The following is a 26,637-nucleotide window of genomic DNA, read 5'->3' as shown; positions in this document are numbered from 1 at the left end:
TTGGAAAGAATACGTAATTAAAGCTGCAATTTGAAAATATTGTGGTTCGACCTGTTTCTTATTTTCAATGGACGGATGCCGCTAACGCCACGGGGCGTGGGGATTTTAGAAAACGAAAGCCCGCCTCACATTACGTATATGAATGTGTCCACGATAGATGATATGTCGACTTTTTTAGAGCCTGATGAAGCTTACCTAATGTTCCACCTTGCACATTCGTCGATGACCATGGCGCTTGCGCTTTTTTTATTTGTGAATTTGTATTAAAGAGTCTAGCAGTATGTCGACATTGCCCGCCAGAGCCCTCGAAATCATACAACTTTTTTCTGCTTTCTCAGCAAGTAAGGCAACCTTTTTTTCATATTCCTCGCTGTTTAAGATTATCTTTGGACGATGAATAATTGTTTTATATGTAATCACTCCATTCATCACTTCAACGATTCCTTCTGATTCAAGTGAAAGATCAGATACTGGAATGGCCGCACGTTCTAGCATGGCAGCCAAGGTAATAATGTAGCAGGTTGCGGCAGCCCCAAGTAACATTTCATCTGGATTTGTACCAATGCCAGGCCCATCCATTTCTGGAGGTATTGACACTTTTGTAGTCAAATTTCCTGCGTCAATCGTTCCTACGCCATTCCTTCCACCAGGCCAATTAGCTTTTAATAAAAATGAATGTTTAGCCATCACCTTTTCCTCCTTACATCAAGTCATGATATGATTATAACATCATTTTATCGCAGATTAACGGGCAGTAAAACCCCACTTCACGGATTCAAGTAAAAACAATGAAGAGTAAGTGGGGATCAACTGCCCGTAAATGCCCGATTGGTTCAACTAACAATCAGTGGGGGATGATAGAAAAACCCCAACTGATTGAAGTTTCACATTATAGGAAAAATAGAAAGGATGTTATTCGTATGGTAACTAATCCAAATATAAAAGAAACAGTATCATTAATAAAAGAGCTAGTTTCCATTCCTAGTCCGTCAGGAAATACAGATAATGTAATTGAGTTTTGCGAACAATATTTACATGGGTTTGAGTTAGAAATGAAACGTAATCGAAAAGGAGGACTGCTTATTTCCATTCCCGGTAAAAATATAGATCAGCACCGGATGCTGACTGCTCATGTCGATACCCTAGGCGCGATGGTTAAAGAAATTAAGTCAAATGGCAGATTGAAGCTCGATATGATCGGTGGTTTTCGTTGGAACGCAGTGGAAGGTGAATATTGTGAAATTGAAACGGAGACAGGGAAAAGATATACTGGCACTATATTAATGAAACAAACATCTGTCCACGTTTATAAGGATGCAGGGAAAGCGAAAAGAAATGAAGATAATATCGAAGTTAGGATTGACGAAAGAACGATTAATGAGAAGGAAACGAGAAAACTTGGTATTAATGTCGGTGATTTTGTATCATTTGATCCTCGTGTTCAAATAACAGAAAGTGGCTTTATCAAATCTCGTCATTTAGATGATAAAGCAAGCACTGCCATTCTTTTGCGACTGATCAAGCATATAAAAGAAGACGGTGTTGAACTTCCTTATACAACCCATTTCCTGATCTCAAATAATGAAGAAATCGGATATGGTGGTAATTCAAATATTCCACCAGAAACAATAGAATATTTGGCGGTTGATATGGGAGCCCTTGGTGAAGGTCAGTCATCAGATGAATTTACTGTTTCTATTTGTGCTAAGGATTCAAGCGGTCCATATCATTATGGATTGAGAAAGCAGCTTGTGAATTTAGCTAAACAAAATAATATTGATTATAAGGTGGATATATATCCATATTACGGATCAGATGCATCTGCAGCTATTAGATCAGGACATGATATTGTACATGGTTTGGTCGGTCCGGGGATAGAATCATCACATGCTCTCGAAAGAACGCATGAATCATCTTTGTTAAATACTGAAAAACTATTATTAGCTTATGTTCAGTCGGGGATTACCACGATATAGAATGAACAGGACTCTAAATTTAGATCGTTTTATACGCTTAAATTATATGAAAAGTAGCGAAAGAATATTTGATTTTGGAAAAATCTTTATATAAGCGTTGATATCCATCCCATCAAAGAATATGATAGAAAAAGACTGAATGACGGAAGGAATTATTTTTATGGCACATACATCATTAAAGACAGAAGTGGAATCAAGAAGAACATTTGCAATTATTTCTCACCCGGATGCGGGAAAAACGACGATAACGGAAAAATTATTATTGTTCGGTGGGGCTATTCGTGATGCAGGGACAGTAAAAGGGAAGAAAACTGGGAAGTATGCTACATCAGATTGGATGGAGATTGAAAAACAACGAGGAATTTCTGTTACTTCTTCAGTTATGCAATTTGATTATGACAATTTCCGTGTAAATATATTGGACACGCCTGGGCATCAAGACTTTAGTGAAGATACATATCGAACATTGATGGCGGTAGATAGCGCTGTCATGATTATCGACTCTGCTAAGGGAATAGAAGAACAAACGTTAAAGTTATTCAAAGTATGTAGAATGAGGGGCATACCGATTTTTACATTTATAAATAAATTGGATCGCCAAGGTAGAGCGCCATTAGAATTACTCGCAGAATTAGAAGAAGTACTTGGTATCGAATCCTATCCGATGAATTGGCCAATTGGGATGGGAAAAGAATTTTACGGCATATATGACCGTTATAATCAGAGAATTGAACAATTTCGTGTAGAGGAAGATCAGCGTTTCCTTCCAATTGATGACAATGGAGAAATAATCGGGGATCATCCATTAAAAGAGTCAGATTTATATACGCAAGCATTGGAAGAGATTATGTTGCTTGATGAAGCTGGAAATGAATTTTCAAAGGAAAAAATAAATGATGGTACATTATCTCCTGTTTTCTTTGGGAGTGCATTAACAAATTTTGGTGTGCAAACTTTTTTAGAAACGTATTTACAATTCGCTCCATCACCACAAGCACGGCTTACAAATGAGGGGGAAGTGGCAGCTTCTTTTGATAGCTTCTCTGGATTTGTATTTAAGATCCAAGCGAATATGAATCCGGCACATAGAGACCGGATTGCTTTTATTAGAATCTGTTCTGGAGCATTTGAACGTGGCATGAATGTGACGCTTGCAAGAACTGGCAAGCAAATTAAACTTTCCCAGTCAACGCAATTTTTGGCGGATGATCGCAGTACAGTCAATGCGGCTGTAAGTGGTGATATCATCGGCTTGTATGATACAGGTACATATCAAATTGGTGATACGATTTATGAAGGAAAAAATAATATTCAATTTGAAAAGTTACCACAGTTTACCCCAGAGTTATTCGTCAGAGTTACGGCGAAAAATGTAATGAAACAAAAAAGTTTTCATAAAGGTGTACAGCAGTTAGTGCAAGAAGGTGCGATTCAATTATATAAAACATATCGCTTGGAAGATTATATTCTCGGGGCAGTTGGACAGCTCCAATTCGAAGTTTTTGAACATCGGATGAAAAATGAGTATAATTCTGATGTGATTATGGAATCCATTGGTACGAAAATTGCCAGATGGGTTGAAAACGATAAAATTGACGAATCATTATCAAGTCAGCGTAGTCAGCTCGTAAAGGATCGTTATGATCGACCATTATTCTTATTTGAAAATGAATTTGCATTACGCTGGTTCCAGGATAAAAACCCAGAGATTATTCTCAGCAATCCAATGGATTCAGAAGCATAATATATAACCTAGCACGGCTCTTTCAGAGTCGTGCTTTTCTATAAGATATGGCTATTATATGAAGCTAGATCATTTTATGGACAAGTATGCCTCTATTTAAATTTTAGTCCAAAGGATATATTGGTATAATTAGGAATAAATATCTGATCGAGTTTAGTGAAAGGAGCCAAAAAGTTGAATTTAAGTGCATTTTCTATAAAGAGACCTGTTTTTACAATTGTAACGATGTTTTTAGTAATCATTTTGGGGATCGTTTCTGTACTCAAAATACCGTTGAAATTGATTCCGGATATTAATCCACCTATTGCAGTAGTGGTTTCTTCATATCAAGGAGCAAGTCCAACGGAAGTAGTCGAAAAAGTTACAAAACCACTCGAGGCAAACCTTTCCACATTACCTGGTATTAAAAATGTGCAGTCTATTGCACAGGAAGGTTCTAATTTAATATTATTGGAATTTTCATGGACAACGAAAATTGACGATATTCAAAATGATGTTCTACAAAAAATTGATCAAACGCCAATGCCAGAAGATGCTGAAAAACCGCGATTTTTAAAATTTGACCCTTCGCAATTTCCCGTTATTCAACTGTCATTAATGGCAACAGATAATGAAGAAGACTTACGTACCATTGCTGATCAATTGACGACGGAACTTACCAGGGTAGAAGGAGTAGCAAGTGTAAATGTCACTGGCACGTTAATAGAAGAAATTAGGGTGAAAATTGATCAGAAAAAGCTAAAAGAAAACGGTTTAGCGCAAACAGATATTGTACATGTGATCCAAGCAAATAACATCTCTATGCCAGGAGCTACGGTTCTTACGGAAGGACAGGAACTGACAACGAGGATTATTAGCACGATTCACTCAGCAGATGAAGTAGCTGATCTAGCGGTAACAGTGAATCCTAAAACAGGTAAGAAAATATATATTAAAGATGTCGCGGACGTCAAACAACAAAAACAACAGACTAATAATATTACACGTACAAATGAAAGCCCATCTGTCTTGTTAAGTGTGTTGCAGGAAACAGATGCAAATACAGCAAATGTATCTAAAAATTTTCAAAAAGAACTACATAGCTTATTGAAAAAAGAACAGTACAAGGGAATGGAGTCAGATATTTTATTTGATCAAGGCGATTATATTAAAATCGCCATTAATAATATTGCTTCTTCGCTTATTTTTGGTGGAGCACTAGCAATGCTTGTTCTTTTCTTGTTTTTGCGTAATATAAAAAGTCCACTCATTGTCGGCATCGCCATACCATATTCAGTAATTGTTACGTTCGTATTAATGTATTTTGCTGATTTTGCATTAAATATTATGACATTAGGTGCATTAGCACTGGGTGTTGGTATGCTTGTTGATAATGCAATTGTTGTAATCGAAAATATTTATCGCCACCTTTCTATGGGAAAGGATCCGAAACAGGCGGCTCGTGATGGGGCGCATGAGGTAGCGGGAGCAATTACTGCTTCGACATTAACGACGGTCGCTGTTTTTTTACCAGTCGTCTTTATTAGTGGGCTACTTGGTCAGTTATTTAAAGAATTTGCTTTTACGATATCTTTTAGTTTATTTGCCTCTCTCTTTGTCGCATTGACAGTAGTTCCGATGCTTGCAAGTAGATTGTTAAAAGTACCAGCAGGTAATTATGAGGCGAGAAGGCGAAGATCAAAGTCACTGAATATGTTAGATCGTTCTATTCGTTGGTCTTTACGTCATAGAATGCTTGTCTTGACTGCTTCTGTGTTATTATTTGCTGCTGGGCTTTTCGGACTTAGTAAAATTGGGACACAATTTTTACCGCCGACGGATGAAGGGTATTTTAGTATAAATGTTCAGCTTGAAAATGGAGCTGCACTGTCAGAGACGGAAAAAGTAATAAATGGATTGGAAGAAAAATTAAAAGCTGAAAAAGATGTTGATGTATATGTCAGCTTGATCGGATCAACACAAGAATCGATTTTTCAAGGTAACGGGATGGCAAATACTGCGGAGGTATATGTGAAATTAAAACCACTAGCCAACCGTAGCCAATCGCTTTTCGCATTTGTGGATGAAATGAAGCCATTACTTGAAAAAGAAATTGAACAAATTAACGGCCAAGCAGAATTGACATTTAATGTTCAGGCAGCTTCAGGAATGGCACCACAAACTTTATCCTTTAATGTAAGGGATACGGATAAACAGCGTCTTGATGAAAGTGCAGATGACATTTACGATGCACTAACTGTTTTAAATGATGTTACAGAACTATCTACAAGTACGGCTGATACTGTAGAAGAAATACAAATTTCGATAGATCGTGATAAAGCCTTTGAAGCAGGACTTGTTCCAGCCCAAATAGCAACAATAGTAAATGATGTGACCAGAGGAGTGCAAGCTGCACAAATCATTGGAGAAAATACAGATGTACTTGGTGTCTTCGTTGAATATGATGAGACAATTTCTAGAAATATTGATAAGTTAAAAACATTATTAATTAAAAAACCTGATGGTTCATATGTAGAATTAAGCAAGATTGCCTCCATAAAAAACGGAAAAGGTCCAGTTCAAATTCAGCGAATCAATCAACAGGATTCTGTAGAGTTTACCATGAAATATAATGTGGATACGAACATTGGCGATATTTCTAAAGAGGTAGAAACAAAAATTACTGCACTAGATCTTCCAGATGGAACTGAAATTACTTTTAGTGGGGAGACGGAGCTACTTGAAGATTCAAAAAACGATATGATAATGGCATTTATTTTGGCGATTGTTCTTATCTATATTGTTATGGCAGCTCAATTCGAATCATTTAAATATCCATTCGTTATTATGTTTACAGTACCATTAATGGTAATCGGTGTTGCGTCGGGTTTGATCATTGCTAATATGCCTTTAAGTATCCCAGCTTTTATTGGAATAATTATCTTGGCGGGAATTGTAGTTAATAATGCGATTGTACTTGTTGATTATATTAACCAAAGAAAAGCAGCCGGGTTATCTAGTATGGAGGCATTAGTGGAATCAGTAAAAGATCGTGCACGTCCAATTTTGATGACGGCATTAACGACAATCTTGGGTCTTGTCCCACTGGCGCTTGGCATTGGGGAAGGTACAGAAATGAATCAACCAATGGCAGTTGCGGTTATAGGTGGACTAGTAAGTAGTACATTGCTTACATTGTTTATAATCCCCATCGTGTATAGTTTGTTTGATTCAGAGACAAGAAAAATGAATCGGAAAAAGTATGAGCGAATTAGGAAGTCTATTAAATAAGTAAATTTTCACTTGCAACATTCGATCACTTGTTTTATAATGAAAAAAACATCATATATTTGACTTTATGTCAAAGGGGAGTAGCGTTAGGTATATTCCAAGTGAGTCTACCTAAAACAAAGTCGTCAGTTCGTGAGTAAAATCACCGGCTTTGTTGACATGAACTATGTCTAGCAAGACCTTTGCCTATTAGGCAGAGGTCTTTTTGTTTTTATAAAAGCAACCAAAAACCTTTGCCAATAGGGATGTAAAAATGTGTATTGGAGGAATTTTGGTGGATATGTCAATGATTTTAGAATACGGTTGGGTATTACTTGTACTCATTGGTTTGGAAGGTATTTTAGCAGCCGATAATGCAGTGGTTATGGCAGTCATGGTAAAACATTTGCCTGAAAAACAGCAAAAGAAAGCCTTGTTTTATGGATTATTAGGAGCATTTGTATTTCGTTTCGCGGCATTATTTCTTATCACCTTTCTTGTTAATGTATGGCAAATTCAAGCAATTGGTGCAGCATACTTAATTTTTCTTTCTGCACATCATTTAATAAAAAAAGCCAGAAAAGATCATCAGGAAGAGAAGGTAGCACTAAAAGACGGAAAAGGCAGCTCTTTTTGGATGACTGTTTTTAAGGTTGAACTAGCTGATATTGCATTTGCGATTGATTCCATGCTTGCTGCAGTAGCTTTGGCGGTTACCTTAAAACCTACTGGTTGGTTTCAAGTTGGGGGCATTGATGGCGGACAATTTAGCGTGATGCTCCTTGGTGGTCTAATCGGAGTCATTATTATGAGATTCGCAGCAACTAGCTTTGTAAAACTATTAAAAGCGTATCCTACTCTAGAAACAGCAGCGTTCTTAATTGTTGGATGGGTAGGTGTAAAACTGACTGTCTTTACATTAGCTCATCCAAATGTTCAAATTTTAGATAAACATTTTCCGGAGTCATTAGGATGGAAAATGACATTCTGGATTGTTCTGATTGGTATTGCTTTAGGTGGATATGTTGTCTCAAAGAAAAAAGCCATATTACAAGAAAACTAAATAACATCAAAAAAGAATGTCCGTAATTTTGAACTGCCCCCTGTCAAGTAGACAGTGGAATTAATAAAAAGGATCTAAGCGGCTTTAACTCTATATTCCATAGGGCTGAGGCCGTTTAGTCGTTTTTGATATCTATCATGATTATAAAAATGGATGTATTCATCTATCGCAATAGAAAGTTCCTCAAACGTCTCATATTTATTTAGATAATATTTCTCGCACTTAAGTGTTCCCCAAAAAGATTCCATTGGTCCATTATCAATACATCTACCGACACGCGACATACTTTGAGTCAATTCAGCGGCATCTATCCTTTGTTCAAATTCTTTAGAGGTATACTGAAACCCACGATCACTGTGAATAAGTGGATATTCCTTATCCAATAATACTGTAGCTTGATCAAGCGTCTTGAATACAAGGTGATTATTATTGGAACGCCCTAGAACATAACTTACAATTGATCCATCATAAAGATCGCGAATAGCACTTAAATAGGCCTTTTTCGATTGGCCATACTTAAATTCTGTGACATCTGTCACCCACTTTTCATTTGGCTTTTCCGCTGTAAATGCACGATTTAGTACATTTTCAGTGACTTGTTGAGGGCTAGAATGTTTATAACGTTTCTTCTTTCTTCTAATGACAGATTGAATGCCAGCTATCTTCATCAGTCTATAAATTTGCTTGTGATTGAAGCCCTTTCCGAATGTTCGATTCATATTTAAAGTCATCTGACGGTATCCATAGATTCCATCCACTTTCTCATGGAGAGCTTTCATTTCGTTGATGAGTTCCTCATTTTGAAGTTCTCGTGTAGAAGGTGTACGGTTCAGCCACTTATAGTAGGCATATCGCGAAATACCAGCTATTTCGCAAAGGAGGCAGATGGCAAAGTTCTTTTTCTGATGAAGCTCTTTAATTGTGATATACTTATCTTCAAATTGTATTTGACTTAACTTCGCCTCCTTTCGATCTCCTCTACCTTTTTTAAAAATGCATTCTCCGCTCGTAAGCGTTCATTTTCTTTTTCAAGCCTTTTCATTTCTAATTTGATTTTTTCTTCAGGTGAGAGTTCTTCTTCTGTTTTATTCTGTCCTCGTTTATCTCTAAGCGCTTCATCTCCACCAATTTCATACTTTTCACGCATTGATATACTTGCTGATAGGAGACTTCATAAGTATCAGCTGTATTTTGATAATCCTTTCCATCCTCTAAGCAACAGATTACAATTTGTTTCCGTTCATCCCAAGTATTTTTTCTCCCTTTAGTCATAGAGCCCGTCCTTCCTTTCGACGTATCCTTTAAATCTCTATAACTATTATACTTGTCAATCCATCCTCGAAGCACGGATCTACTAGAAATTTTGTATTTCCGAACAATCTCATATTGAGAGTATTCCCCTGATATATGATCTTTCACAGCTGCTTCCTTTAACTCTTTAGAATAGGATTTCCATGTTTTTGCGTTCTCCAAACCACTTAAACCATACTTTTCAAATTTCTCCACCCAATTATATAAAGTAACGTTAGGAATCCGGTACATAGCTGTTAATTCTTCGACTTATAATTCTCGTTCTTATAAGCCAACAATACTTCATACTTAAACTGACCTGAATAGAATTTATTAGGCATAAAAAACTCCCCCTGTGGCAAACAGATTTTTATTTTTTAATCTGTCTACCTTAGGGGGAGCATATCAATTTAAAGGGCAGTCTTTTTTGATTGAAATAGTTATAATATTGTTATTTCTCTCCTGATTTTCTACGTGATGAGCGAATTGTTATCATTACAACCTATTTACAATTATATCTCCAAAGAATGACGAATAAGGGTGTAACCTCACTTCCATGTTATAATATTTCAAAGAATGAGGTGAAGCCTTTGTTAAGTATTTTATTTGTTCATAACAGGACAGATGAATTAGAAAGTATTGCTATTTCCATTCAAAAGGGGAATATAGAATTATTAAATCATACGCTCGAAAATTATAAACCGTTTATTAAAAAAACAGCTTCATCTGTTTGCAAGCGATATATAGATGATATGGATGATGAATACAGCATTGGTTTAATCGCATTCCATGATGCACTTTATCATTATGACAAAGAAAGAGGATCTTCCCTCCTAGCTCTCGCCGAAGTGATGATAAAAAGAAAAGTGATTGATTACATACGGCAACAAGCAAAACACCAACATATTAGTATGGAAAAACGATTGTTGGATAGTGTAGAGATTGATAATTTCTCGCTTGAGAACACTATTTCAATCACAGCATTTGAGCAGCATAAAGAATCAGAAGCTAGGAAAGAAGAGATTCGCTATTTTCAGCAGTCACTTGCCAAATATGGATTAGATTTTGAAGAGTTGGTGAAGCAGTCGCCAAAACATGAGGATGCACGGATCAATGCTATGAAAGTAGCAAAAGTAGTTTTTGAAGATGAGCATTTACTTGCTTATTTTTTGCAAAAAAAGCGGTTGCCATTAAAAGAACTTGAAAACAAAGTAAATGTCAGTAGAAAAACATTGGAACGAAATCGAAAATATATTATAGCGATGATTATTATTTTACACGAAGACTTTATTATGCTGCAAGAATATTTTAAAGGGCGGTTAGGCTGATGAAAAAAGGAGTAATACTAGAAATCACAAATACACACCTTGTCATCCTTACAGCCAATGGAGAATTTTTGCACGGTCAAAAAACAGGACATGATGATAAGATTGGAAAGGAAATCCTATTTTGGCCAATACAATCTGAAAAGAATCGATTTTCATTCCATAAAACAAAATATATAACAGCAGTCTCATTAGTCGCAGTAATGATATTTCTTCTCATACTTGGCCCGCCTTTTATCACAAAAAAGAAAGCATATGCTTTTGTATCATTTGATATTAATCCAAGTATTGAACTATCAATAAACAAAAATCATCGCGTAATTTCAGCACATGCTTTTAATGTAGATGGTGAAAAAGTATTAAATAGCATAAAAGGCTTGAAAAATATAGACTTTTATGTAGCTGCTGAGATGATACTAAAAAAACTTGATGAAATGGGATATTACGAGGAAAATAACGACTTAATCATTGCCCATGCCTTTATTAATAAACAAGCGCAAAAGAAAATGAACGGATTACAAACTGAAATGACAGCAATAAGCTCAATTGCTGTAGATAATAATGTGCAGCTACGATTGTTAGAAACATCGATGGATGATAAAAACAAAGCTAAAAAACAAGGTATTACTATTGGTTTGTTTATAACTACAAAAGAAAACAAACCGAAAAAAGATGATTCGCGTGAAAATAAGAAAAGTCCGGTTGAAAAGCCCAAAGGCCTGCCAATTGAATCATCAAACTTACAAAAAACACATCCATCTGAACGAGTAGATAGTGGAAAGAGAGTAGAACAGAAGGAAATCATTGAATCGAAGGAAAAAGAAAATCAACAAATTGGAGAAATTAATCCTTCCAATCAAAAACAACAAGAATATAAAGAAAAGACAAATCAGATAGTAGATAAGACGCAGAAAAGCTTAGATGATAAAAAGAAGCAAACCGATAAGCAACGGAAACCTGAATGGGATAAAATGCAGAAACAAGAAGAAAAACATGAGAAAAAAGTGCAAAAAGATATGGAAAAATCGCAACGGCAACGAGATAAAGAAAGAGAAAGAAGTAATAAAGAAAGAGAAAGAAGTAATAAAGAAAGAGAGAAATACGATAAAGAAAGACAGAGGGAAAACGAAGGTTCTGAAAAGAAAAATAATAAAGAGCAAGAAAAACATGATAAAAGAAAGCAAAGGATGGAATAAGTTAAGATAAGTTTATATTTCTTTTAAGTCCGGTCTAAATTAGACCGGACTTTTATAATAATATATTCCAGTTATTCGTTTTTCCCTGATAGCTGCTGTTGAGCTTGTTTTACAAGTCTTTTCGTGATTTCTCCACCGACGGAACCATTCCCTCTGGCAATTGTATCTGAACCAAGAGTTACACCGAACTCTTGCGCTATTTCATATTTCACTTGATCTAAATATTGTTCAACACCTGGAACAAGTAACTTATTACTTTGTCGAGCCATTTATATCTTCTCCTTTACAAATATATTCCCTTACGTAATATTAATATGGCTTTTATATACCAAAATCATGTCTGGAAAATCAAACCTGAGTAAATTATTACTAAAAAATATGGATATAATTCTTTTCTTTATGTACTTTTTTCATTAAGATAGAAGAATAATGTTAATGATAGGGGATAATTAAAGTGATGATACGTTCTCAAAAATATAAATTGAGCAGGCTTACGCCATTTCGTATCCTTGTTTCTTATTATGTTTTTACTGTTGCGCTTGCAGCAGTTCTCCTTAGCCTTCCTTTTGCAAGACAAGATGGAGCAGATTGGTCATTTATGGATGCTATATTTACTGCCGCTAGTGCGATAAGTGTAACTGGGTTAAGTACTGTTAGTATTTCGGAGACATTTACAACTTCAGGCATATTTTTACTTATGTTAGTACTGCAAATAGGCGGAATTGGCATTATGACGATTAGCACATTTTTTTGGCTAATTCTAGGGAGGAAAATCGGTTTAAAACAAAGACAGTTAATTAAAACAGATCAAAATCAAATTAATCAATCAGGACTGGTTGATTTATTACGGCAAATTTTGTTTTTAATATTATTAATTGAAGCTGTTGGCGCCATAATTCTAGGCTCTTATTACCTGAATTATTTCCCAACATGGCAGGAAGCTTTTCTTCAAGGATTATTTGCTTCCGTTAGTGCTACGACTAATGCTGGCTTTGATATTACTGGTGAGTCCTTAATTCCATTTGCAAATGATTATTTTGTTCAATTTGTTACAATTATCTTAATTATTCTTGGCGCGATTGGCTTTCCTGTTTGGATAGAAGTAAAAAAGTTTCTATTTCACAAAGATGAAAAACATAGGTTTCGCTTTACCTTATTTACTAAAATAACAACAGCTACTTATTTCCTACTTCTAGTAGTCGGAACAATTGTTATTTTTTGTTTGGAATTCAACAACTTTTTTGCGGATAAATCATGGCATGAATCTTTGTTTTATTCCCTATTTCAATCTACAACGATGAGGAGTGCAGGTTTATTAACATTGGACATTAATCAATTAACATCGCCAAGTATTCTTTTTATGTCTACACTCATGTTTATCGGGGCATCACCAAGTTCCGTTGGAGGCGGAATAAGGACAACTACGTTTGCTTTAAATATTCTTTTCCTTTATCATTTTGCAAAAGGTAATAAAGTGATCAAGATATTTAAAAGAGAAATCCATCAAGAAGATGTACTGAAATCATTAATTGTATTGATGCTTGCAGTTATTTTATGGTGTACATCAATATTTATATTATCGATAACAGAAGATGCTAGTCTCATTGCCATCATATTCGAAGTATCTTCTGCCTTCGGAACCTGTGGTGCATCTATGGGGATTACACCAGACTTATCGAATATTGGTAAATCACTTCTGATCGTATTAATGTTTATTGGGAGGATCGGAATACTTTCCTTTTTGTTAACATTGGGAAATAATGAAAAAGCTCCTGATTATCATTATCCAAAGGAAAGAGTGATTATTGGATAGTCTAAGTTAAAAAGGTTAAAATTTTAAATAGAAGTTAAATTTACATAGTAAAGATGTTTTCTTATGCACACTTATGGAGGGGTAGAAATTATGAATGAAAAAATTAGAATTGGAATTATTGGATACGGAAATCTTGGCAAGGGTGTGGAAGCATCTATTGCTCAGAGTGAAGATTTAGAACTAGTTGCTGTATTTTCACGGCGGGATCCAGCATCTGTAACGCTTTTAAATAAGAACGTTGAAGTATTTCATATTAACGAAACAATTAACTATAAGAACAAAATTGATGTAATGATTCTGTGTGGAGGTTCTGCTACAGATTTACCTGAACAAGGTCCAGAGTTCGCAGCACATTTCAATACAATTGATAGCTTTGATACCCATGCAAAAATACCTGATTATTTCACAAAAATGGACAAGGTAGCTCAATCAAGTGGGAAAACTAGTATTATTTCTGTAGGATGGGATCCTGGGATGTTTTCAATGAATCGACTACTAGGCGAAGCAATTTTACCTATAGGTGAGACGTATACATTTTGGGGCAAAGGATTGAGCCAAGGTCATTCAGATGCAGTTAGAAGGGTTGATGGGGTAAAAGCTGGAGTACAATATACATTACCTATCGAAGAAGCTGTAAATCGTGTGCGCAATGGTGAGAATCCCGTACTGTTAACAAAAGAAAAACATCTTAGAGAATGTTATATCGTCCCAGAAATCGGTGCAGATCAAACAGAAATTGAACAGACGATCAAAACGATGCCACATTATTTCGCTGATTATCAAACAGAAGTGCACTTTATTACTGAAGAAGAGTTATTAGCTAACCATTCAAAAATGATGCATGGTGGATTCGTAATCCGCAGTGGAGAAACAGGAAATGGCAATAAGCAAATTGTAGAGTACTCATTAAAACTGGACAGTAACCCTGAGTACACAGCCAGCGTATTAACGGCCTATGCAAGAGCTGCATATAAAATGAATAAAGAAGGGAACGCGGGAGCTAAAACAGTATTCGACGTACCATTGGGCCATCTTTCCCCAAAATCCCCAGCCCAACTAAGAAAAGAATTGCTGTAAGAAAAGCGGAGGCGCCCGTTAAGCGATGTACAAACTAGCCCACAGGACGTGGTGCACTAGACGACGTTCCTTTCCTTAATACGGCGATTGCTATGCTACACTTCATCTGGCGTGACCTACGTCTCGTAGCCATTGTGTAGATGCTAGTTCGACGAAGATACCTATGGAGAGTTTTGAATACAGAAAAGCCGGCAATTAATTGCCGGCTTTTTGGTGTATCTTTTTATCAAATGAGTAAATAGAAGAACTGCCGTCTTCCGGTTTAAAGTAAATGATACTTAACGATGTATTTTCGGTGATTTTTCCCGACTCTAAATAAGATTTGATATCAAATGGGAACTCCTCAATTAAAGTATGTTTATAAAGTTCTTTTTCATTCAAATTAATATGTTTGAAATCCTTATTAACAATAGATGGGTCAGAAATTATAGCACCATAAATACTCGATCTCACTTTTCGATCTAATCTGTCGTTCCACCATGCTTTTCTTGGTTTATAACGATGCCTTATTAAATAATCATATTTCATTAATCCAAACGCAGTTTCCTTGTTTGGAATAGAGATTTCCGTTAAAAACTGTTCGAGTCGCTTGTATAAATCTTCAAGCTGATGCCCAATTCTTGACCAGCCTTGTTCATCCCAATAGGTTCCAAATGCTTGGAAGAAATCAAATGGGGTTTCAAAACTGTTATTGGTCAAATACTCCACCGTATTGTCCATTCGGTGATCATTCCAATACTTTTCTAATACGTCCTCCACCTGCTTAATACGTACAATATCATTAAAATCAATTACATTATTTCCTAGAATTTCATAAGGTGCATGGTCCATATACGTATAACCATATTCCTTTGCTTGGATACGTAACCCTGTTCCACGTAGCATCTTTAAAAATCCAAGTTGTAATTCCTCAGGACCAAGTGCAAAAACATCATTGAAAGTTTGACGGAAAGAATGATAATTTTCTTCAGGTAATCCGGCAATTAAGTCTAAATGTTGATCAATTTTTCCACCGTCTTTAACCATTGTTACAGTTCTGGACAGTTTTTCGAAGCTCTGTCTTCTTTTTACTAATTCATTTGTTAAATCATTTGTGGATTGCACACCTATTTCAAATCGGAAAAGACCTGGAGGTGCTTCTTTATTTAAGAAATCAATCACTTCTGGCCGCATGATATCCCCAGTAATTTCAAATTGGAAAACAGTGCCCGGTTTATGTTCATCTATTAAAAATTGAAACATTTCCATAGCGTAACTACGGCTGATATTAAATGTTCGATCGACAAATTTAATTGTTTTTGCTCCATGTTCCATTAAATACCTAATATCCTCTTTAATTTTATCACGATTAAAATATCTTACTCCTACCTCAATGGAAGATAGGCAAAATTGACAACTGAAAGGACAACCTCTGCTAGTCTCGATATACGTGATCCTTTTCGATAATTGTGGAATATCTTCTTCAAACCTAAAGGGGGAAGGAAGTTCGCGTAAATCTAATTTATTGCGAACGAGGTTTATTTTAGGTTTACCTTTTAGCATATAACCAATGCCAGGCACATTTTCAAGATTCATTTCGCCAGAAAGCTCATCTAGCAATTGTTTGAAAGTTTCTTCTCCTTCACCTATGACAATATAGTCAATTTCAGGCAGTCTTTCTAACCAGTGGATGACATCGTAGGAAACCTCGGGACCCCCTAAGATAATTTTAATATCAGGCATGATTTTTCTTAATACTTCAATTACCTTAATCGTTTCTTCGATATTCCATATATAACAGCTGAAGCCGATAACATCTGGCTTTTTCATATACAGATCTGTCACGACATTCATTGTTGGATCGTTAATCGTATATTCCGCTATCTCCATATCATAGAAGGGTTGTGCATACGATTTTAAATAGCGAATAGCCAAGTTTGTATGGATGTATTTTGCATTCAAAGTGCTTACAACAATTTTCATAAATAATGCTGACTCCTTTTTAATAAAGCTCGTACTTTTACTTATTTTACTGGATTTTAGGTCAAACCACAATGAATGAAAAATTTGTAAAAATAAATCAAAATAAATGGAGGGATTTTGACATTTAAAACGAATAATTACAATATAAGAAAAACAGCCTTTATTACAAATTTCTTGGCGTTGCTTTATAAAGTAGCAACGCCAAGTTTTTATGCAATAAAATGCTGTAGAATTATCTTATTCATTTTGTACTTTACGTTTTTGTCCAAATGGATTTTCTTTGAATTGTGCAATAGTTGATTTCCATCTCGACCATTTCAATTCTATAAAAGGTTGGGCAACTGTTGTAATGAATTTACTTGATAGGAGGGTGGTCAATCCAAAAGTGATAAACATCATTATAAATATTGTTTGTGTATTATTAAGGTAATCTTCTATAATACTTCCTCTAAATGTACGAACAATAAAACCATGCAATAAGTAAACATATAATGTATTTTTCCCCCATTTAGTAAAGAAAAATTTCCGGCGCGGTACAAATGCAAAGAAACTACCAACCATGACCAGATTAATCGCATAAATAAAAATTCTTTTGATAAGACCGAGAGCTGAAACGCCTTCTAATTGACTATAGGGTTTTGAACCTAATAACCATTTTTCGTTCAAATCTGGGAAATATATGATCCCTACAGCAACAATAATCATTATTGCTGTAGCTATGAGTTTTGATTGATATGATCTTATTAAGTTGAAATGTTTTGAGTTTAAAAAGAATCCTGTTAAGAAAAATGGAAAAAAGACGAAAGTCCTTGAAAGACTTAAATAGTTTGAAATCCAATCAATATAACCGACTGCAAGGCCTATGCTGAATGCAGCAATTAATGCGTACATCGGCTTGAATTTATTAAAAATAATGACCATGATATTCCAGCAAAATAAACTAATTAAGAACCAAAGTGACCAATGTGGGTTAAGTATATCTAAGGTAAAACTTGATTTATTGAATAAAAAGTAATAAAAAATGGAATAAACTAATTGGAAAATGATATAGGGCAAAATAAGTTTCTTAGTGATTTTTCCAAGATACCCCTTTTTATATATCCCTTTTGCGAAATACCCTGAAACTAGGATAAATGCAGGCATGTGAAACGTGTATATTAAAATATAAATATTGGATATTATTGTATCCGATTTAATGTATGATTGAATTAAATGTCCAAATACTACTAGGAAAATAAGGATGAATTTTGCGTTATCGAAATAATAATCTCTCTTTGCCATTTGTTCACCAACTTTATTTTATGATTATATAAAATTTTACCCGAAAAAACAGGAAACAAACATTAAGATTGTGTAACGATTAGTTGACATGTGATTTTCATAGATTGACTAGTTTCTACATAATTTTGTAACAAATTTTATGCGGATAATGTCTAATATTGCGAATGTGTTTACAATTGAAAAGAGTCCTGAGATAATAGCAAAGTTGAATTAAAAAGGTAGAATACTGGAGGAGAAAGTAAAATGTTTGATCGGAGTAAGCAACAAATGAAGACCCTGATGCTAATTCAAAAGAAACGTGAGGAAATGTGTTTATATGGAAAGAAATACGGACTATGTGCGGCTGAAACAATAAACAGCAGTCAGGATCTAGACAAGCTGTTGAATGAATATTATCGTTTATATCAGTCACAAGAAAACACCAAGACTATTTATACACCTCGTAAAATAAGCTGGTTCATATACCAGGAGCAAGAGCAATATTCAATTCTGTAATATTTAGTTTTCTATACTCCAACATCTTAGATATACTCCCAAATAAAAAAATCCGCAAAACAAATTACATTAAACTTCAACATCCTTTGTTTGTTGAAGGACTACAATATTCAATTACGGGTAAACTGTTCTCAAAAGAATTTTTGGGAGGTTTACTTAATGAATAATCAAGTAAAAATATTAGATAATAAGGTAGCTATCATTACTGGGGCAGCTTCTGGGATTGGCAAGGCAACAGCATTAAGATTAGCTAGCTCAGGAGCTGCGATTGGGTTAATTGATTTAAAAGAAAAAAAAGCAGAAAAGGTAAAGGCAGAAATTAATCAACATGGCGGAAAAGCGATGATAATTGATGCTGATTTAAAAGATCCTGTGCGTGTTAAGCAAGGTATCGATGAAATAGTCCAAGCATTTGGTAGGCTCGATATTGTGTTTGCAAATGCGGGAATTAATGGAGTTATTACTCCTATAGAAGACTTCTCACCCGAGGACTGGGATAATACGCTAGCGACTAACTTGAAAAGTACATTTTTAACAGTAAAGTATGCTATTCCATACATGAAAACAAAAGGTGGAAGTATTATTATTACTAGTTCAGTTAATGGTAATCGAAAATTTTCGGGCACTGGTATGTCTGCGTACAGCAGTTCTAAAGCGGGTCAAATGGCATTTGGGAAAATGGCTGCATTAGAGCTCTCAACATATAAAATTCGTGTCAATATCATTTGTCCCGGAGCAATTAAAACAAATATAGGAGAAAATACACATCCGGAAAAAAGTGAACTAAAAAAGGTCCAAATACCAGTGGAATATCCAGAGGGTAGTCATCCTTTAGAAGATAAACCAGGAAATCCAGAGCAAGTAGCGTCACTTGTCCATTTCTTGGCTTCAGATGAGTCTAGTCATATTAGTGGTACTGAAGTCTATGTGGATGGTGCGGAGACTCTTTTATAAAAGTCCGCAGTTTATCATGGCAAAATTTAAATGTCGTGACAAACTGCGGTTTTTCTTATTTATATACTATGATGATAAATATTTGGTAAAATGGAGATGCAATTAGTACAAAAAAAGGAATTGATAGAGTGGACAAAGATATAGAATCTTCATTGAAGTTATTTATCGTTCTTTCACGAGCATATAGATCATTGAATGAATCGGTAAATATTCATATTCAGCATTCAGGATTAAATCCAACTGAATTTGCTGTGATGGAATTATTATTTCATAAAGGAAAACAGCCATTACAGCAAATAGGTGAGAAAATTTTGCTTACAAGCGGTAGTATTACGTATGTTGTCGATAAACTTGAACAGAAAAATTTAGTTAAAAGAGTAGGAAGTCCGGTTGATCGCCGTATAATATTTGCTGAAATCACAGATGAAGGAAAAAAGTTTATTGAAGATTTCTTTCCTCAACATGCTATGCGTATACATAACTTAATTTCGGCATTAGATCAAGATGAAAAAAATCACTCAATAGAGCTTTTGAAAAAAATAGGATTATCAATAAAGAAATTGTAAAATGTCAGCCGAATTATGAATTTATTCATTAGATACCACCGTTTTTAATGAATGAGGCATAATGTACTCGATTAACAATACCTTATTAATTAGCCAAATATAAAGATTAAGAGGTGCTAGATGAAAAAGTTTAAAGAATATACGTATATTCGACCAGATCTTAAAGAGGTGAAAATTTCATTTGCGGATTCACTTGAACAATTTAAGCAGGCAAAGAATGTGGAAGAACAAAGCAAAGCGATGGAGAAAATTAATCACATTCGCAATGATATCGCAACGATGTTTAATCTCGGTTATATAAGACATACCGTTGATACAACAGATGAATTTTATGAACAAGAAAATGACTATCTTGATGAGATTGCGCCTGAAGTAGATGGATTAGTATCACAGTATTATCAAGCACTTGTCCATTCGCCATTTCGCTTGTCACTAGAAGCTAAATGGGGGAAACAATTATTTGAATTAGCTGAAGCTGAATTGAAAACATTTACCCCGAGTATAATCCCATTGCTTCAACAAGAAAATAAGCTTTCATCTGAATACACCAAATTAGTTGCATCAGCTAAAATTTTGTTTGAAGGAGAGGAAAGAACACTTTCCCAATTACAACCATTTGTGGAATCACAAGATAGGGGTATGAGGAAGCAAGCAAATGAAGCAAAGTTTGCCTTTTTTAATGAAAATAATGAAAAATTTGATAGAATTTATGATCAATTGGTTGATGTTCGTACAGAAATTGCGACTTCACTTGGTTTTAGTAATTTTGTAGAACTGGCATATTACCGTATGACCAGGACGGATTACGATGCTTCAATGGTTAAAAAGTTTCGCGATCAAGTAAAAGAATATATCGTCCCACTTGCGACAAGCTTATATGCGCGTCAAAGTGAGCGGATCGAAGTAGAATCAATGAAATATTATGATGAGGGATTTCAATTTACTTCTGGAAATGCCGTTCCAAAAGGAACACCAGAATGGATAATTGAAAATGGATCAAAGATGTACCATGAATTGTCTGAAGAAACAGGAACTTTCTTTGATTTTATGACCGAGAAGGAACTGTTAGATCTGGTTGCTAATAAGGGAAAGGCTGGGGGAGGTTATTGCACTTATATAGAAAACTATGAGTCTCCTTTTATTTTTTCAAATTTCAATGGTACTTCGGGAGATATTGATGTATTGACACATGAAGCTGGGCATGCATTTCAAGTCTACTCTAGTAGACAATTTGAAATACCAGAGTATATTTGGCCAACATACGAAGCATGTGAAATTCATTCTATGAGTATGGAATTTTTCACTTGGCCATGGATGGACTTATTTTTCAAAGAAGACACAGATAAGTATAAGTTTACTCATTTGAGTGGGGCGCTTCTCTTTTTGCCATATGGTGTTGCAGTCGATGAATTTCAACATATCATTTATGAAAATCCCGATCTGAGCCCGGTAGAAAGAAAGCAGGTATGGAGAGATTTAGAGAAAAAGTATATGCCACATCGAAATTATGACGGAAATCAATACTTAGAAGCAGGCGGATTTTGGCAGAGGCAAGCACATATCTATAATTCTCCTTTTTATTATATTGATTACACACTTGCGCAAATTTGTGCATTCCAGTTTTGGAAAAAGTCACAAGAAGATCAAGAAGAGGCATGGAAAGATTATGTAAAACTTTGTAAGCTAGGTGGTAGTCTTTCATTTACAAATCTCGTAAAAGAGGCGAATCTTATTTCTCCATTTGAAGATGGTTGCGTAAAGTCTATTATCTCTAGTATTCAAACTTGGTTAAATAGTGTTGATGATAAAAAAATGTAATGAAGAAAAGTGTTTGGGCTGACAGTAAAAAGGTGAAAACTTTTGTTAGAAAATGGCATCTCTAATAAATCATACCAATAAATAAAAAGAGATTGCCTTTTTGAATATAGGCAATCTCTTTTTATTATACTTGTACGAAAGACTGTACCGGTTTAACAGTGATAATTGCAATATTATCATCGTGTAGGACTGCATTCAGTTCTTTCTCTTCAGGATGATCTAAAATATAATCGGCGATCTGATCTTCCAACTTTTCCTGAATTACTCTGCGAAGAGGACGGGCGCCGAATTCAGGATGATATCCAAGCTCGACTAGTTTCGCCTTCACTTCTTTAGATATTTCGAGTTTTAGCCCAAGCTCTGTAACCGTTTCTTTCAGCTCGTTTACAAGTAGTTCAACGATTGATAATAGTTGTTCTTGTTCAAGTTTATTGAATTCGATAATATTGTCAAAGCGGTTTAGAAACTCAGGTTTGAAAAATAAACCTAAAGAAGCAAGGATATCTGTTTCTTTTATTGCATTGCTTTTCCCGAATCCAACTTGAATATCTTTTTTACCTGTTCCAGCATTACTCGTCATGATAATTACAGTATCTGTAAAGCTTACTGTTCTGCCTTGACTATCTGTCAGGCGGCCGTCTTCAAGAATTTGTAGAAACATATGTTGCACATCAGGATGTGCTTTTTCAATTTCATCAAGAAGAAGAATGCTATATGGGTTCCGGCGAACCCGCTCAGTTAATTGGCCTGCTTCATCATGTCCAATATATCCAGGGGGAGAACCAATTAATTTGGAGACACTATGTTTTTCCATATATTCACTCATATCGAGTCGAATGAATGCAGATTCGGATCCAAATAATTCCTCGGCTAAAGTTTTTGCTAATTCTGTTTTACCGACACCTGTAGGTCCTACAAATAGGAATGATCCAATCGGCCGTTTTTTTGTTTTTAATCCAGCTCTACTACGTCTAATTGCCTTAGCGACTCTATTCACCGCTTCGTCTTGGCCAATTACTCTTGTGGCTAAATTTGCTTCGATATATTGCATTTTTTTCTGTTCATCGCTCTGAAGCTTACCAACTGGAATACCCGTTTTACCCTCTAGAATAGCATGTATATGTTCAACCTCTACGGCAATGCGACTATTTGATGTCTCTTCCTTTAACGACTGCACTAGTTCGTTTTCCTCATCTCGAAGTTTAGCTGCTATTTCATAGTTTTCAGTTGATAATACTTTTTCTTTTTCCTTTTCTAGTTCAACTAAACGTTGTTGAATAGCTTCTTTATCCGTTTCTTTCAATGTTAAGTTTAACTTAGACCCTGCCTCATCCATAAGATCAATTGCTTTATCTGGAAGATGACGATCTTGAATGTAGCGGTCCGATAGTTCAACGCAAGCTTTTAAAACTTCCTTGCTGTAAGAGACTTGATGGAAAGCTTCATATTTATCTTTTAGGCCTAATAGTATTTCTACTGACTTTTCCAGAGTTGGTTCATCAACTTGGATAGGCTGAAAACGTCTTTCTAATGCGGCATCTTTTTCAATTTTACGATATTCTTTTAATGTTGTAGCACCAATCACTTGTAGTTCGCCTCTAGCTAATGCGGGTTTTAATATATTACCTGCATCCATTGATCCTTCGGCAGACCCAGCTCCAACAAGTAGATGAATTTCATCGATAAAGAGTAGAATGTTTTTCCGTTCCTGCAATTCTGAAATTAATTGCTTCATTCGCTCTTCGAACTGACCACGTATCCCGGTATTTGTAACGAGTGAAGCAACGTCTAACAAATAGACTTGCTTATTTTTTAATTTAGCTGGTACATCTCCAGCGATAATTTTCCCAGCTAATCCTTCTGCTATTGCTGTTTTACCTACCCCGGGTTCACCAATTAATACGGGATTATTTTTATTGCGACGATTTAAAATTTCAATCATTCTATTTACTTCATCATCTCGGCCAATAACAGGGTCAACTAAACCAGCTTTAGCAGCATTATTTAAGTTTCTTCCAAACTGATCAAGAATCCCATTTTGTTTATTCGGATCTTCTGCCTTTTGCTTAGCGAAATCTTCGGGACGTGAGTTGTTATCACCCAATTGATTAAACATATCGGAAAAACTATTAAAACCTCCAAGAGGGGAACCAGTCATAGGAGCCTCGAATTTTTTCTTTTCTTCCGCGAAGCAAGAAGAACATAAAGGTATCGTTTGTTCATTACCATTCATATTTAAATGTAATTGAATATTAGCTTCGTTATGTTTGCATTTTGAACACATCATATAAAATCAATCCTCCATATAAGTATTGACTTGATCAATTTTGACCAAAGTTACAAAAAAACATTGACCAATATTGATCATGCCTTTATTATACACTGACCTATTTTGACTTTCAATTGTTTTGCTTACTTTTTGGATTTTATTCAGGGCATGTACATAGGATGTAATGAGAGAGGGATATATTGAAAGGTGGAGGTGGCTTGAAAAAATGGACAGGGGCTTTCCAAATAGCCGCTGTATATGTCGGAACAGTAATTGGCGCAGGCTTTGCAACTGGAAAAGAAATTGTGGCGTTTTTTACGCGTTTTGGCTTTCATGGCTTTTTGGCTATATTACTTGCTGGTTATTTATTTATTTTCCTTGGATCGAAAATAATGACGAAAGCAATTGAAATTCAAGCAACTTCATTTGAGGAATTTAATAAATACTTATATGGTAAAAAAATATCCGGTGTAATGAATATATTTACATTGCTAATGCTTTTAGGCATATGCGCTGTGATGATGGCAGGTGCAGATGCATTATTTACGGAACAACTAGGTTATTCAAAATCTACTGGAGCGATTTTAACAGGCATCCTAGCCATAATAGTAATGGCAGTAGGGGCAAAAGGTTTATTTGCAGTTAATTCTTTTGTCGTACCGGCACTAATATTATTCTCATTTATATTAATGCTTAAATCTGTTCCGACAACTGGATATCTTGAAACCTTTTTCTCAGTACCCACAACACCAACACCGATACACACGATCATCTCTGCATTTTCCTATGCTGCATTAAACCTTGCATTAGCTCAAGCAGTGCTCGTGCCGATTGCAGTAGAAATGAACGACAAAGCTACGGTGAGACTCGGTGGAATAATTGGTGGTTTCTTACTTACCTTTGTGTTAATAACAAGTCATATTACATTATTGACGCTCCCAAACTTTACAACATTTGATATCCCTATGGCCGTCGTTGTTAAACATGCTGCAAGTAGTCTCTATCTATTATATGTTGCGGTCATTTATGGTGAAATATTTACATCTGTGATCGGAAATATGTATGGAATTGAACGACAAATTCGTAAGTATCTTCGAATTAATAGTTTATTAATTTATGGTGGAATACTTCTTGTAGTATATGTTATTGGCTTAGTTGATTATGGATTTTTACTCCAACTTTTATATCCACTGTTTGGATATGTAAGTCTCATATTTTTATTCATTTTAGCGTTAAAGCCCACGAAAAAAGCATAAAAAAGATGCAGCTTCTAATTCAAAAAGGAATCAGGCTGCATTTTCCGTTTATTATGCCAAAGGTATAATAATTAATAGTAGTAGATCAAATATTAGATGAGAAATAATGAGTAGTGGCATGCTTCTTTTCCAAACATAAAGGCTTCCCCAAACAATGGCACTAATAAACGCTGCAATCATAAGAAGGGGATAACCGGAAAAAGCAAAAACGGCGGCATTTAATGTCGCGGCAATGAATACGGCAACTTTGAAGTTCATATATCTCATTAATCTTTTTTGAACAAATCCTCTCCAGAAAATTTCTTCGCCGGGAATGATGATTAAAAATAATACGAGGTAATGCCACATCCACTCAAATGAAAAGACTGTGTATATTTTAGCAATTTGTTTATCGAAAGAACCCGGTAGTAATGTTAACATGCTGTCGCCCACATAAAATAAGATGTATAAAGCAATTCCAGATGATATGCCGAAAATAAAATATTCTTTAGGTGACGCTTTGTCTTCGATTTTTTCACTAATGATAGAAATGCTTATTAAAAATAACATTGCGGCGGTATATAAATACCAAAATACTCCCTTACTATCAAAAGCTATGTAGATGAGTAAGTAGGCTAAGATAAAACCGCCTAATAATTTAATATCTGTAAAACTTTTTTTCATAGTCGTTTCCTTTCTAATTGGATAACCAAGTCGCACATAAAAACACAACGGATTCTAAGACATACATTCTAGCCTTAAACGTACATAAGTGTTCTTCCCTTAAACTAGAATAACAAGTGGTTGCTAAATAGCCTAGTAATAGTTGGAACTTCGGTCCATGTGTGGATGTCGGGATTTGTGATGCGACGCAAGCACGACGCATATGCTATACTTACAGTGTTCAAGAGTAATAAGAGAAAAAGCAAGCGGAAGCCTGCCTTTTTAAACATTCAATGATTCTTTAATTATTTTATAATTTTTATGATTAACAACCGTTTTCTCTTCTAATTCTAGTTCATGGAAATTATCCATGTACGTCAGGTTAACAATGACTGAATTTTCGTTTACTTTCTCGACAACACCAGTTAAACCTTCTTTAAATTCAATTACATTTCCCAGTTCTGCAATTTTCAAAACAATCTCCCCTTTGCTCTTTTAATCATCAGAAAGTATAAGTTTTTTAGAGATGTAATGTTGAAGTAATAATTCTCCGTTTAGCATTAATGCGATAAGGTCAGACACAGGTCGAATAGCGGATAGCTATCCTTATATAATAATGATAATACTCGCTAATATCCAATAACCAGCTCGTAGAATGCGG

The 26,637-nt window shown here is 35.2% G+C and carries 22 protein-coding genes and 1 pseudogene; 13 read left to right on the top strand and 10 right to left on the bottom strand.

The genetic code is table 11. The annotated features are described in order from the left end of the window. Positions 1–246: 246 nt before the first annotated feature. A complete protein-coding gene (locus MHB53_RS06840) occupies positions 247–687 on the bottom strand; it encodes an OsmC family protein (protein ID WP_340916504.1) in 441 nt (146 codons plus the stop codon). 233 nt (positions 688–920) lie between these two features. On the opposite strand from MHB53_RS06840, the gene MHB53_RS06835 reads away from it, so the two are divergent. The 4 genes from MHB53_RS06835 (at position 921) to MHB53_RS06820 (ending at position 8,032) form a co-directional block, all read left to right on the top strand. Further along, entirely contained in the window at positions 921–1,976 is a 1,056-nt protein-coding gene (locus tag MHB53_RS06835; RefSeq protein WP_340916503.1) for a M42 family metallopeptidase, read from the top strand. A gap of 160 nt (positions 1,977–2,136) precedes the next feature. Next, positions 2,137–3,720: a peptide chain release factor 3 gene (locus tag MHB53_RS06830; RefSeq protein ID WP_340916502.1), complete on the top strand. Its 1,584-nt coding sequence runs from the start codon at positions 2,137–2,139 to the stop codon at positions 3,718–3,720. Between the two features lie 174 nt (positions 3,721–3,894). Next, on the top strand, positions 3,895–6,990 hold the full coding sequence (locus MHB53_RS06825) for an efflux RND transporter permease subunit (protein ID WP_340916501.1): 3,096 nt from the start codon (positions 3,895–3,897) through the stop codon (positions 6,988–6,990). Between the two features lie 274 nt (positions 6,991–7,264). Further along, positions 7,265–8,032 carry a TerC family protein gene (locus MHB53_RS06820; protein WP_340916500.1) on the top strand — a complete coding sequence of 256 codons (768 nt, stop codon included), beginning with the start codon at positions 7,265–7,267 and terminating at the stop codon, positions 8,030–8,032. 74 nt (positions 8,033–8,106) lie between these two features. On the opposite strand, the gene MHB53_RS06815 is transcribed toward MHB53_RS06820, so the two are convergent. The 3 genes and pseudogenes from MHB53_RS06815 to MHB53_RS26290 all read right to left on the bottom strand — a co-directional run. Beyond that, on the bottom strand, positions 8,107–8,979 hold the full coding sequence (locus MHB53_RS06815; RefSeq protein WP_340924527.1) for an IS3 family transposase: 873 nt from the start codon (positions 8,977–8,979) through the stop codon (positions 8,107–8,109). Positions 8,980–8,984: 5 nt separating this feature from the next. Then, positions 8,985–9,179 (bottom strand): hypothetical protein, encoded by a 195-nt coding sequence (locus tag MHB53_RS06810; RefSeq protein ID WP_340916499.1) that lies wholly within the window; start codon positions 9,177–9,179, stop codon positions 8,985–8,987. A gap of 146 nt (positions 9,180–9,325) precedes the next feature. Further along, a pseudogene (locus MHB53_RS26290) lies at positions 9,326–9,574 on the bottom strand (transposase); the annotation flags it as partial. Between the two features lie 329 nt (positions 9,575–9,903). Here MHB53_RS26290 and sigI point away from each other — a divergent pair. Continuing rightward, positions 9,904–10,650, top strand: a complete 747-nt coding sequence (sigI, locus tag MHB53_RS06805; protein ID WP_340916498.1) for an RNA polymerase sigma-I factor — start codon at positions 9,904–9,906, stop codon at positions 10,648–10,650. Beyond that, positions 10,650–11,843 carry an anti-sigma-I factor RsgI family protein gene (locus tag MHB53_RS06800; protein WP_340916497.1) on the top strand — a complete coding sequence of 398 codons (1,194 nt, stop codon included), beginning with the start codon at positions 10,650–10,652 and terminating at the stop codon, positions 11,841–11,843. Before sigI ends, MHB53_RS06800 begins: the two co-directional genes overlap by 1 nt. A 71-nt stretch (positions 11,844–11,914) precedes the next feature. On the opposite strand, the gene MHB53_RS06795 is transcribed toward MHB53_RS06800, so the two are convergent. Further along, positions 11,915–12,112, bottom strand: coding sequence for an alpha/beta-type small acid-soluble spore protein (locus tag MHB53_RS06795; protein WP_340916496.1), 198 nt, complete (start codon positions 12,110–12,112; stop codon positions 11,915–11,917). 191 nt (positions 12,113–12,303) lie between these two features. Between MHB53_RS06795 and MHB53_RS06790 the strand changes: the two genes are divergently transcribed. Both MHB53_RS06790 and MHB53_RS06785 read left to right on the top strand, forming a co-directional pair. Then, positions 12,304–13,656: a TrkH family potassium uptake protein gene (locus MHB53_RS06790; RefSeq protein ID WP_445661502.1), complete on the top strand. Its 1,353-nt coding sequence runs from the start codon at positions 12,304–12,306 to the stop codon at positions 13,654–13,656. Between the two features lie 90 nt (positions 13,657–13,746). Then, the gene (locus tag MHB53_RS06785; RefSeq protein ID WP_340916495.1) at positions 13,747–14,733 is read left to right on the top strand and encodes a diaminopimelate dehydrogenase; all 987 of its coding nucleotides are present in this window, start codon (positions 13,747–13,749) and stop codon (positions 14,731–14,733) included. A gap of 195 nt (positions 14,734–14,928) precedes the next feature. Here MHB53_RS06785 and MHB53_RS06780 read toward each other — a convergent pair whose 3' ends face one another. Then, complete coding sequence (locus MHB53_RS06780; RefSeq protein WP_340916494.1) at positions 14,929–16,695, bottom strand: B12-binding domain-containing radical SAM protein; 1,767 nt, start codon at positions 16,693–16,695, stop codon at positions 14,929–14,931. 237 nt (positions 16,696–16,932) lie between these two features. Continuing rightward, on the bottom strand, positions 16,933–17,976 hold the full coding sequence (locus MHB53_RS06775; protein ID WP_340916492.1) for an acyltransferase family protein: 1,044 nt from the start codon (positions 17,974–17,976) through the stop codon (positions 16,933–16,935). A 243-nt stretch (positions 17,977–18,219) separates the two neighbouring features. Between MHB53_RS06775 and MHB53_RS06770 the strand changes: the two genes are divergently transcribed. From MHB53_RS06770 to MHB53_RS06755, 4 genes are all read left to right on the top strand, one after another. Next, a complete protein-coding gene (locus MHB53_RS06770; protein ID WP_340916490.1) occupies positions 18,220–18,471 on the top strand; it encodes an aspartyl-phosphate phosphatase Spo0E family protein in 252 nt (83 codons plus the stop codon). 159 nt (positions 18,472–18,630) lie between these two features. Further along, complete coding sequence (locus tag MHB53_RS06765) at positions 18,631–19,425, top strand: SDR family oxidoreductase (protein WP_340916489.1); 795 nt, start codon at positions 18,631–18,633, stop codon at positions 19,423–19,425. 128 nt (positions 19,426–19,553) lie between these two features. Beyond that, the gene (locus tag MHB53_RS06760) at positions 19,554–19,991 is read left to right on the top strand and encodes a MarR family winged helix-turn-helix transcriptional regulator (RefSeq protein ID WP_445661406.1); all 438 of its coding nucleotides are present in this window, start codon (positions 19,554–19,556) and stop codon (positions 19,989–19,991) included. Positions 19,992–20,111: 120 nt separating this feature from the next. Continuing rightward, on the top strand, positions 20,112–21,809 hold the full coding sequence (locus MHB53_RS06755; protein WP_340916488.1) for a M3 family oligoendopeptidase: 1,698 nt from the start codon (positions 20,112–20,114) through the stop codon (positions 21,807–21,809). Between the two features lie 124 nt (positions 21,810–21,933). Here MHB53_RS06755 and MHB53_RS06750 read toward each other — a convergent pair whose 3' ends face one another. Beyond that, entirely contained in the window at positions 21,934–24,096 is a 2,163-nt protein-coding gene (locus tag MHB53_RS06750; protein WP_340916487.1) for an ATP-dependent Clp protease ATP-binding subunit, read from the bottom strand. A gap of 200 nt (positions 24,097–24,296) precedes the next feature. Here MHB53_RS06750 and MHB53_RS06745 point away from each other — a divergent pair, with 200 nt between their 5' ends. Beyond that, positions 24,297–25,334 carry a YkvI family membrane protein gene (locus tag MHB53_RS06745; RefSeq protein ID WP_340916486.1) on the top strand — a complete coding sequence of 346 codons (1,038 nt, stop codon included), beginning with the start codon at positions 24,297–24,299 and terminating at the stop codon, positions 25,332–25,334. 51 nt (positions 25,335–25,385) lie between these two features. Here the strand turns inward: MHB53_RS06745 and MHB53_RS06740 are convergent, their stop codons facing one another. Together MHB53_RS06740 and MHB53_RS06735 are read right to left on the bottom strand one after the other, a co-directional pair. Further along, entirely contained in the window at positions 25,386–25,997 is a 612-nt protein-coding gene (locus MHB53_RS06740) for a CPBP family intramembrane glutamic endopeptidase (protein WP_340916484.1), read from the bottom strand. 261 nt (positions 25,998–26,258) lie between these two features. After that, positions 26,259–26,450, bottom strand: coding sequence for a YkvS family protein (locus MHB53_RS06735; RefSeq protein WP_340916483.1), 192 nt, complete (start codon positions 26,448–26,450; stop codon positions 26,259–26,261). Between the last annotated feature and the right edge of the window lie 187 nt (positions 26,451–26,637).

It is taken from the genome of Bacillus sp. FSL K6-3431, assembly GCF_038002605.1.
In the GTDB taxonomy this organism is placed as follows: Bacteria; Bacillota; Bacilli; order Bacillales; family Bacillaceae_C; genus Lederbergia.
This window is presented reverse-complemented; position numbering and strand designations above follow the sequence as displayed.

Excerpts from the sequence above, each read along its gene's own strand:
- MHB53_RS06840 (WP_340916504.1), bottom strand. The coding sequence starts at position 687 with ATGGCTAAACATTCATTTTTATTAAAAGCTAATTGGCCTGGTGGAAGG.
- MHB53_RS06835 (WP_340916503.1), top strand. The coding sequence starts at position 921 with ATGGTAACTAATCCAAATATAAAAGAAACAGTATCATTAATAAAAGAG.
- MHB53_RS06830 (WP_340916502.1), top strand. The coding sequence starts at position 2,137 with ATGGCACATACATCATTAAAGACAGAAGTGGAATCAAGAAGAACATTT.
- MHB53_RS06810 (WP_340916499.1), bottom strand. The coding sequence starts at position 9,179 with ATGCGTGAAAAGTATGAAATTGGTGGAGATGAAGCGCTTAGAGATAAA.
- MHB53_RS06800 (WP_340916497.1), top strand. The coding sequence starts at position 10,650 with ATGAAAAAAGGAGTAATACTAGAAATCACAAATACACACCTTGTCATC.
- MHB53_RS06795 (WP_340916496.1), bottom strand. The coding sequence starts at position 12,112 with ATGGCTCGACAAAGTAATAAGTTACTTGTTCCAGGTGTTGAACAATAT.
- MHB53_RS06785 (WP_340916495.1), top strand. The coding sequence starts at position 13,747 with ATGAATGAAAAAATTAGAATTGGAATTATTGGATACGGAAATCTTGGC.
- MHB53_RS06780 (WP_340916494.1), bottom strand. The coding sequence starts at position 16,695 with ATGAAAATTGTTGTAAGCACTTTGAATGCAAAATACATCCATACAAAC.
- MHB53_RS06775 (WP_340916492.1), bottom strand. The coding sequence starts at position 17,976 with ATGGCAAAGAGAGATTATTATTTCGATAACGCAAAATTCATCCTTATT.
- MHB53_RS06770 (WP_340916490.1), top strand. The coding sequence starts at position 18,220 with ATGTTTGATCGGAGTAAGCAACAAATGAAGACCCTGATGCTAATTCAA.
- MHB53_RS06765 (WP_340916489.1), top strand. The coding sequence starts at position 18,631 with ATGAATAATCAAGTAAAAATATTAGATAATAAGGTAGCTATCATTACT.
- MHB53_RS06755 (WP_340916488.1), top strand. The coding sequence starts at position 20,112 with ATGAAAAAGTTTAAAGAATATACGTATATTCGACCAGATCTTAAAGAG.
- MHB53_RS06750 (WP_340916487.1), bottom strand. The coding sequence starts at position 24,096 with ATGATGTGTTCAAAATGCAAACATAACGAAGCTAATATTCAATTACAT.
- MHB53_RS06740 (WP_340916484.1), bottom strand. The coding sequence starts at position 25,997 with ATGAAAAAAAGTTTTACAGATATTAAATTATTAGGCGGTTTTATCTTA.